Below are 8,346 nucleotides of genomic sequence, written 5' to 3' on the forward strand. Positions count from 1 at the left end.
CATGGCCCCGCGGCCCAGGCGCTTGAACAGGATGATCTCGTCGATCCGGTTCAGGAACTCCGGTCGGAAGTGCCGGCGGACCACGTCCATGACCATCGGCCGGACCTCGTCCACGTCCTCGCCCTCCGACTGGCCGGCCAGGAATTCCGAGCCGTGGTTGGAGGTCATGATCAGGATGGTGTTGCGGAAGTCGACCGTGCGGCCCTGGCCGTCGGTCAAACGGCCGTCGTCCAGCACCTGCAGCAGGATATTGACGACGTCGGGGTGGGCCTTCTCCACCTCGTCGAACAGCACGACCTGATAGGGCCTGCGGCGCACCGCCTCGGTGAGCGCCCCGCCCTCGTCGTAGCCAACATAGCCGGGGGGCGCCCCGATCATGCGGCTGACCGAGTGTTTCTCCATGTACTCGCTCATGTCCATCCGGGTGATGGCGGCCTCGTCGTCGAACATGAATTCGGCCAGAGCCTTGGTGAGCTCGGTCTTGCCCACGCCCGTGGGACCCAGGAACAGGAAGGAGCCGATGGGCCGGGCTGGATCCTGCAGGCCGGCGCGGGCGCGGCGCACGGCGTCGGAGACGGCGACCAGCGCCTCCTCCTGGCCGACCACGCGATGGCGCAGGCTGTCCTCCATCTTCAGCAGCTTCTCGCGCTCGCCCTCCAGCATCCGCTCCACGGGAATGCCGGTCCAACGGCTGACCACCGCGGCGATCTGTTCGGCGTCGACGACCTCGGGACTGACGGCGTCGGTAGGCTCCTGAGCCTCTTCCTCGGCCAGGCGGCGCTCGAGGCCGGGGATTTCGCCATAGGCGATCTCCGAGGCGCGCTGCAGGTCGCCGCGGCGCTGGGCGGCGATGAGTTCGGCCCGCAGGCGGTCGACGGCTTCGCGGAGCTGGGCGGACTGGCCGACCTTCTCCTTCTCGGCGCGCCACTTGGCGGTCATCTCCTCGGACTCGGCTTCGAGCTCCGTCAGCTCCTCCTCGAGCTTTTCGAGGCGGTGCTTGGAGGCCGCGTCGGTCTCCTTGGTGAGGGCCTCGCGCTCGATCTTCAGCTGCACGACGCGGCGGTCGATCTCGTCGAGCTCCTCGGGCTTGGAGTCCACCGCCATGCGCACCCGGCTGCCGGCCTCGTCGATGAGGTCGATGGCCTTGTCGGGCAGGAAGCGGTCGGTGATGTAGCGGTGCGACAGGGTGGCGGCGGCCACGATGGCGCTATCGGAGATCCGCACCCCGTGGTGCAGCTCGTACTTCTCCTTCAGGCCGCGCAGGATGGAGACGGTGTCCTCCACCGTGGGCTCATCGACGAAGACGGGCTGGAAGCGCCTAGCCAGCGCCGGGTCCTTCTCCACGTGCTTGCGGTACTCATCGAGCGTGGTGGCGCCCACGCAGTGCAGTTCGCCCCGCGCCAGGGCGGGCTTGAGCAGGTTGGAGGCGTCCATCGCCCCGTCGCTCTTCCCGGCGCCCACCAGGGTGTGCATCTCGTCGATGAACAGGATGATCGAGCCCTCGGCGGCGATCACCTCGTTGAGCACCGCCTTCAGGCGCTCCTCGAACTCGCCGCGGTACTTCGCCCCGGCGATCAGGGCGCCCATGTCGAGGGAGAGGAGCTTCTTCTCCTTCAGGCCCTCGGGCACGTCGCCATTGATGATGCGCAGGGCCAGGCCCTCGACGATGGCGGTCTTGCCGACCCCGGGTTCGCCAATCAGCACGGGGTTGTTCTTGGTGCGGCGCTGCAGGACCTGGATGGTGCGGCGAATCTCCTCGTCGCGGCCGATCACCGGGTCGAGCTTGCCGTCGCGGGCGGCCTGGGTCAGGTCGCGGGCGTAGCGCTTGAGCGCGTCATAGCCTTCCTCTGCCGAGGCGCTATCGGCGGTGCGGCCCTTGCGGACGGCCTTGGCGGCCTCCTCCAGGCCGGCGTTCGTGGCGCCGGCGGCCGACAGGGCCTTGCCTGCCTCCCCGCCTTCCTTGGCGATGGCGATCAGCAGCCGCTCGGTGGTGACGAAGGCGTCGCCGGCCGCCTTGGCGCCGGTCTCGGCCTCGGCGAAGACCCGGGCGGTCTCCGGGGCCATGTAGATCTGGCCCGAGCCGCCCTCCACGCGGGGGCGCTTGGTGAGCAGGGCGTCGGTGGCCTGCTCGACGACGTCGGGCCGGCCGCCGGCGCTCTCGATGAGGGCGCGGGAGAGGCCGTCCTTCTCCTCAAGCAGAACCTTGAGCAGGTGTTCGGGGGCGAGCTGCTGGTGGCCGCGGGCCATGGCCAGGCTCTGGGCGGACTGGATCGCTTGCTTGGCGCGGTCGGAATAGAGATCGATATTCATGAGGTCCCCTCGTAAGGCGGATTAGCGGGGTCGCCTTGATCAAGCGCAACCTCCACGGGCCCGATGTAGGTGTGGCCTTTGCGCCACACAAGGGAACGCCCGCGGAAAACTCAACCCGACGCCAAGCGATCCCGCAGGGCCTGGTTCTCGGCCTCCAACTCGGCGACCCGGTCGCGCAGGGGCGCGAGCACGGTCTCGATCTGCGGACCGGTGAAGCGGCGGGTGATGTGCTGGGGGCAGTTCCAGTCGAAGGTCTCCAGCCTCAGGACGAGTCCGCGTTCAGGGCGGCCCCTATAGCCGGGGTCAACCAGCCGGGCCGCCAAGTCAGGATCGGCCGCCAGGTCGCGGGACTCCATGTGGGCCAGGATCTTCAGCCGCGCCTGGTTGGGGTAGTCCATCAGGATCAGGGCCACCCGGTCGTCGGCCGCCGTATTGCCCAGGCTGATGTACTGGCGATTTCCGCGATAGTCGGCGAAGCCCAGCGTGGTGTCGTCCAGCACCTTGAGGAAGCCCGCGGGCCCGCCCCGGTGCTGCACATAGGGCCAGCCGCTCTCCGAAACGCTCGCCAGATAGAAGCTGTCGCGCTCGCCGATAAAGGCCGCCTCGTTCTCGGTGAAGCGATCCGAGGCGCGGTCGCCCTCGAACCGCTCCCAGATCTTGCGCGCGCCGTTGGCGGCCTGGGCCGCCTGGACGCTGGGGGTGGCGAGCAGGTCGAGGTATCGGTAGGCCATGACGACGGGCTCCAGGGCGTGCCCGCTAGATCGTGCCCCCCGCCGCCAATGGCAACCCCGGGGCCTAGGCGGCCGGCTTCTCCAGCAGCACGAACCAGGCGTGGTTGAACATGCCCTCGTCCCGCACCCGGAAGCCCGCCTGCTCGGCCAGGGACCGCCACTGGGCCTTGGTGGTGAGGAACAGGGACAGGATGTTGGCCACGGCGAACATGGTCAGGCCCGGAACCCAGACCGCCATCAGGAACCGGCCGCCGGGCTTCAGCACGCGATGGGCTTCGCGCAGCGCCTGGAGCTTCTGGCTTCCCAGGTGGTCGTAGACGTGGGTGCTGACGGCGGCGTCGAAGTGGCTGTCGGCGAACACCATGGCGGTCAGGTCGCCGGTCTCCACCTGAACCCTTCCGGTGAGACCCGCGAGCTTCAGATTGTGGTCCAGCAGGGCGCGGCCGCCGTCGTCGATATAGCCGGCGTCGAAGCGGTCGAGGCCCACCACCCGACCCGACTTGAGGATGCGGGCGAGCGCGATGCTGGTCCGCCCGGCGCCGCATCCGGCGTCGAGCACCAGGTCATGGTCGCTCGACAGCAGGTCCACCATGGGCAGGACCACGTGGTCGGTGCGGCGGAAGCTGCGCATCACCGCGTTGCCGGCCAGCAGCAGGCCCGAGGCCCCCACCAGGGCGAAGGCCAGAGGCCAGGCGCCGGGATGGGTCAGTTGCAGGACAATGGCGGCGGCCAGGGCGATGAGGGCGGCGATGGCCAGGCCGTTCATCCAGCCCGGTCCCCAGCCGAAGTCGTAGGTCCGCGCGGGCTTCGCGGCCGCGCCGGTGAGCCGGCGGACCGGGTTCCGCAGACCAGAGACATAGAGGGTGCTGAGCAGGACCACCCCGCCCACGATGTGGAAGCCGGCGAACAGCAGCAGAGACTTGGACACCACCGTCAACCGGGGGACGAAGATCATGAAGGCCAGGCCGGCGGCGACACCGACCACGCCCATCAGCCACATGTGGCTGTGGGGATTTCGAGGGGCGTGTCTGGCGGTCATGGGGAGGCTCCGATGCGACCGGCGGGGCCTTGCGCCGCCCCGCCCTGGCCCTAACCTCTAGCGCGGCGTTGACCGGGGCCTGCCGGACACCACGCCCGACCTGTCCGGTTTCCGGACACGCCGCCCACATCGTCCGGCTCGGAGGTCATCTTGGTCGATCTTGCAGACAGCCGGCCGGTCCAGCGCACCAAGGCGGCCCTGTTCGACGCCTTCGTAGAACTGGTGCTGGAGCGCCGCTACGACCAGCTGAAGGTGGCCGACATCATCGCCCGCGCCGGGGTGGGCCGCTCGACCTTCTACGAGCATTACGAGGGCAAGGACGATCTGCTGAGGGCCGGCCTGTCGGGCCCCTTCGGCGTGCTGGCCGACATCGTCGGCGAACGGCACGACCCGGCCCGGCTGGTGGCGGTGGTGGAGCACTTCTGGGAGAACCGCCGAGTGGGCAACGTCCTGTTCGCCGGCCCGACCCGCCCCCTGCTGGCCAGGACCCTGGCCGGACTGATCGAGGCGCGGCTGCAGGCCAGGGCCGAGCTCGGAGACGCGACCCTTCGGGCGGCGCAGTTGGCGGGTGGCCAGATGGGGCTGTTGGCCGCCTGGCTCTCGGGCCAGGCCCCGGCCACCCCGGCGGCGATCGCCGAGATGCTCTACGCCGCGGCCCAGCCTACGGCGCCGCCCCTACCCTAGCCTACTGCCGCGCCATCTCCGCCTCGCCCAGCAGCTGGCCGTCCAGCTCCTGGTCGGCGTCCATGGTGACGATCACCCGGCGCAGCTTGCCGGTGAAGGTGAAGGGCGCGAGATAGGGGGCCACGGGGCTGCCCCGGTCGCGGCCGATATCCAGGCCCGACCAGGAGATGAAGGTTGCGAAGCCGATGTGGGTCTTCACCTCGCCGGCCACGCGGCCATCCACCGCCAGGGTGAAGGTCCGCCCGTCGGAGGTCTGGCGGCAGCGCAGGGCGAGCTTGCGCAGGCCGGGCGCAATGGGCTCGGCGGAGCTCACCGTGGCCAGGGCCCCGCCGACGTTCAGGGTGTGATGCAGGCGGCCACCCTGGACGTAGAAGCTATAGCCGCAGGTGGCGTCGCCGTGGGCCAGCAGCACGCCTTCCGCGCCGCCGGGCGGGATGATCGCCTCGGCCTCGATAATGTAGGAGCGGCTGCGGACGTCGGGCGCCACGTCGGCGGGCAGGTGGCCCATGCCGGGGTGGAAGACGAAGCGCTTGCGGGCGCCGTGATAGCGCAGGGCGTTCTCGGCGAAACGCGGGCCGAAGCGGTCGTCCAGGGGCAGGACCTTGTAGGCCTCGGCCGCCTTCCACCACTCGGCCACCAGGGCGGCGAGCTTCTCCGGCTCGGCGGACGCCAGGTCGCGGGTCTCCGAGAAGTCGGCGTCCAGGTGGTAGAGCTCCCAGACATCGGTGTCGAAGGCGGCGCCCGGGGGGTGGAAGGCGACGGCCTTCCAGCCGTCCTTCCAGAGGCCGCGGTGGCCAAACATCTCGAAGTGCTGGGGCTTGGTCTTGCTGGGGACGGTCGGGTCCTTCAGCGAGGCGGCGAAACTGACGCCCTCGAGGGGCATCTGCGGGACGCCCGCGATCACGGACGGCGGCTCGATGCCCAGGATGTCCAGCAGGGTGGGCGTGAAGTCGCAGACGTGGGCGAACTGGGTGCGCAGCTCACCCCGCGCCGCCAGGCCGTTCTTCCAGGTGATCACCAGGGGATCGCGGATGCCGCCGCCGTGGGTGTTCTGCTTGTAGCGACGCAGGGGCGTGTTGGAGGCCATGGCCCAGCCCTGCGGGAAGTTCGAATGGCTGTCGGGGCCGCCGATGTCGTCCAGGCGGGCCAGCTTCTCGGCCATGGGCTCGAACTTCAGATTGTAGGGGCCCATGGCGTTGACCATGCCCAGGGGCCCGCCCTCCTGGCTGGCGCCGTTGTCGGACATGACGAAGATCAGGGTGTCGTCCTTGATCCCGGCCTCCTCCAGGAAGGCGATCAGGCGGGCCAGGTGCCGGTCGGCATGGTCGAGCATGCCGGCATAGGCGCTCTGCAGCCGGGTGAAGACCCGCTTGTCGTCGGGCAGGCACTCGTCCCAGGGGCGGATGCCGTCGTTGCGGTCGGGCATGACGGTGGTCTCGGGCACGATGCCCATGGCCTTCTGGCGGGCCAGGCGCTGCTCGCGCTCCACGTCCCAGCCATGCTCGAAGACCGGGTCGTACTGGCGAATGATGTGCTGGGGCGCCTGGTGGGGGGCGTGGCAGGCGCCCAGGGCCAGCCACAGCAGCCAGGGCTTGTCGGGCGCGTCGGCCTCGTGGTCGGCGATGTAGCGGATCGACTGGTCCACCAGGTCGGCGGTGAGGTGGTAGCCCTCGCCGTAGCTGGCCGGCTGTTCGATGGGGGTGTTGTCGCGCACCAGCTCCGGGGCGAACTGGTCGGTCTCGGCGTCCATGAAGCCGTAGAAGCGGTCGAAGCCGCGGCCCAGCGGCCAGCCATCGAAGGGCCCGCTGGGACCGGTCTCGGTGAGCGGCGTCGCGTGCCACTTGCCCACCATGTAGGCCGAGTAGCCGTGCGGCTTGAGCATCTCCGGCAGGGTTCCGGCCTCGCGGGCGATCTTGCCGCGATAGCCCGGGAACCCGCTATCGAAGTTCGACAGGCAGCCCATCCCCACCGAATGGTGGTTGCGTCCCGTCAGCAGGGCCGCCCGGGTGGTGGAGCACATGGCCGTGGTGTGGAAGCCGGTATAGCGCAGGCCCTCGGCGGCGAGCGCATCGATGGTCGGCGTCTTGATGGGCGAGCCGTAGCAGCCGAAGTCGGAGAATCCGACGTCGTCGAACAGCACCACCAGGATGTTGGGCGCCCCCTTCGGCGCCTTGGGGGTCGGCGGCCAGTAGGGCGTGGAATCCGCCAGGGTCGCCCCGATCTTCGCCGCCATCCCATCCTCCGGAAAACTATTGGCAGAAGAGATGCCAGTTTTTTCGGAGGACGGAAAGAGACCTTGCCGAGCCCCTACTTCTGGTTCGCGTAGAGCTTGACCACCTCATGGAGGAAGTCGCGGCCCTCATAGAGGGAGCGGACGCGGATGCGTTCGTTCAGGCCGTGGGCGCCGCCGCCGTCGGGGTCGCCGAACATGCCCGAGAGGCCGTAGCTGGGGATGCCGGCGGCGTTGGTGAAGCGGCTGTCGGTGGCCCCGGTGGACATGGCGGGCACCAGGGGCACGCCGGGCCACATCTTGTGGGAGACCTGCTCGATGGGGCCGACGATGGCCTTGGTGAGCGGCGGCGGCGGCGAGACGGGGCTGGGCACGCCGACCATCGAGACGGCGATCTTGTCGTCGGCGAACACCTTCATCAACTGGGCCTTCACCGACTCCAGGCTCTCGCCCGGCAGGATGCGGCAGTTGACGTTGGCCTCGGCCCGCTGCGGCAGGGCGTTGGGGGCGTGGCCGGCATTGACCATGGTGGCCACGCAGGTGGTGCGCATCATGGAGTTGCGGCTGGGGTCCTTGATCACCTCGGCGACCGCCGCGGCGTCGGTGGGGTCCTTGGCCACGGCCGCCATGGCCGCGCCCGAGGCGCCGCCCTCGATCACCGCCATCTTCTCGAAGTGGTTCTTGGTGGCCTCGTTGAGGCGGATCGGGAAGTCGTAGGCGGCCAGGCGGTCCAGGGCCGCGGCCAGGTGATAGATGGCGTTGTCCTTGGACGGCCGCGAGGAGTGGCCCCCGGGGTTGGTGGTGACCAGGGTGAAGTCCTGATAGACCTTCTCGCCGGCCTGGATGCCCAGGAACTGGCGCTCGCCCTTCTCGTTCAGCCGGCCCCCGGCCCCCTCGTTCAGGGCGAACTGCGCGTCCATCAGCGGGCGATGGTTCTTCAGCAGCCACTCGACGCCGTCGAAGGTGTCGGAGGTCTCCTCGCCGCAGGTCAGCACCAGGCGCAGGCCCCGGCGGGGTTTGAAGCCCTCGGTCTTGTAGCGGATCATGGAGTCGGTGAAGACCGAGGCCATGGCCTTATCGTCGCTCGCCCCGCGGGCGTAGAAATAGCCGCCCTCCTCGATCAGGCTGAAGGGATCGCGCACCCAGTCGGCGCGGTTGGCCTCCACCACGTCGACATGGGCCAGCAGCATGATGGGCTTCAGCTTGGCGTCAGTCCCGGCCAGGGTCGCCACCAGGGCCCCGTCCTTGGGACGCTCGGCCGGGACCAGGACCTGGACGTCCTTGTCGGCATAGCCGGCCGCCTTCAGGCGCGCGCCCATCTTCTCGGCGGCGGCGGTGCAGCTGCCCACCGA

At 69.6% G+C, this 8,346-nt stretch carries 6 protein-coding genes; 1 reads left to right on the forward strand and 5 read right to left on the reverse strand.

Annotation, left to right across the window (positions count from 1 at the left end; translation table 11 throughout):
- The 3 genes from clpB to Q7T09_RS03200 all read right to left on the reverse strand — a co-directional run.
- The coding region (clpB, locus tag Q7T09_RS03190) for an ATP-dependent chaperone ClpB (protein WP_304697550.1) at nt 1–2,310 on the reverse strand (2,310 nt) is incomplete at its 3' end.
- Between the two features lie 110 nt (nt 2,311–2,420).
- Nucleotides 2,421–3,041, reverse strand: coding sequence for a pyridoxamine 5'-phosphate oxidase family protein (locus Q7T09_RS03195; protein WP_304697551.1), 621 nt, complete (start codon nt 3,039–3,041; stop codon nt 2,421–2,423).
- 64 nt (nt 3,042–3,105) lie between these two features.
- Nucleotides 3,106–4,080: a class I SAM-dependent methyltransferase gene (locus tag Q7T09_RS03200; protein ID WP_304697552.1), complete on the reverse strand. Its 975-nt coding sequence runs from the start codon at nt 4,078–4,080 to the stop codon at nt 3,106–3,108.
- Between the two features lie 150 nt (nt 4,081–4,230).
- Here Q7T09_RS03200 and Q7T09_RS03205 point away from each other — a divergent pair, with 150 nt between their 5' ends.
- The gene (locus tag Q7T09_RS03205) at nt 4,231–4,764 is read left to right on the forward strand and encodes a TetR/AcrR family transcriptional regulator (protein ID WP_304697554.1); all 534 of its coding nucleotides are present in this window, start codon (nt 4,231–4,233) and stop codon (nt 4,762–4,764) included.
- A gap of 1 nt (nt 4,765) precedes the next feature.
- Here the strand turns inward: Q7T09_RS03205 and Q7T09_RS03210 are convergent, their stop codons facing one another.
- Nucleotides 4,766–6,997 (reverse strand): arylsulfatase, encoded by a 2,232-nt coding sequence (locus Q7T09_RS03210; protein ID WP_304697556.1) that lies wholly within the window; start codon nt 6,995–6,997, stop codon nt 4,766–4,768.
- 74 nt (nt 6,998–7,071) lie between these two features.
- Nucleotides 7,072–8,346 (reverse strand): M20/M25/M40 family metallo-hydrolase (locus Q7T09_RS03215; RefSeq protein ID WP_304697558.1); only part of this gene is annotated, 1,275 nt, incomplete at its 5' end.

The organism is Phenylobacterium sp., assembly GCF_030645195.1.
Classification (GTDB): Bacteria; Pseudomonadota; Alphaproteobacteria; order Caulobacterales; family Caulobacteraceae; genus Phenylobacterium.

Coding starts and splice junctions, on each gene's coding strand:
- Q7T09_RS03210 (WP_304697556.1), bottom strand. CDS start 6,997: ATGGCGGCGAAGATCGGGGCGACCCTGGCGGATTCCACGCCCTACTGG.
- Q7T09_RS03200 (WP_304697552.1), bottom strand. CDS start 4,080: ATGACCGCCAGACACGCCCCTCGAAATCCCCACAGCCACATGTGGCTG.
- Q7T09_RS03195 (WP_304697551.1), bottom strand. CDS start 3,041: ATGGCCTACCGATACCTCGACCTGCTCGCCACCCCCAGCGTCCAGGCG.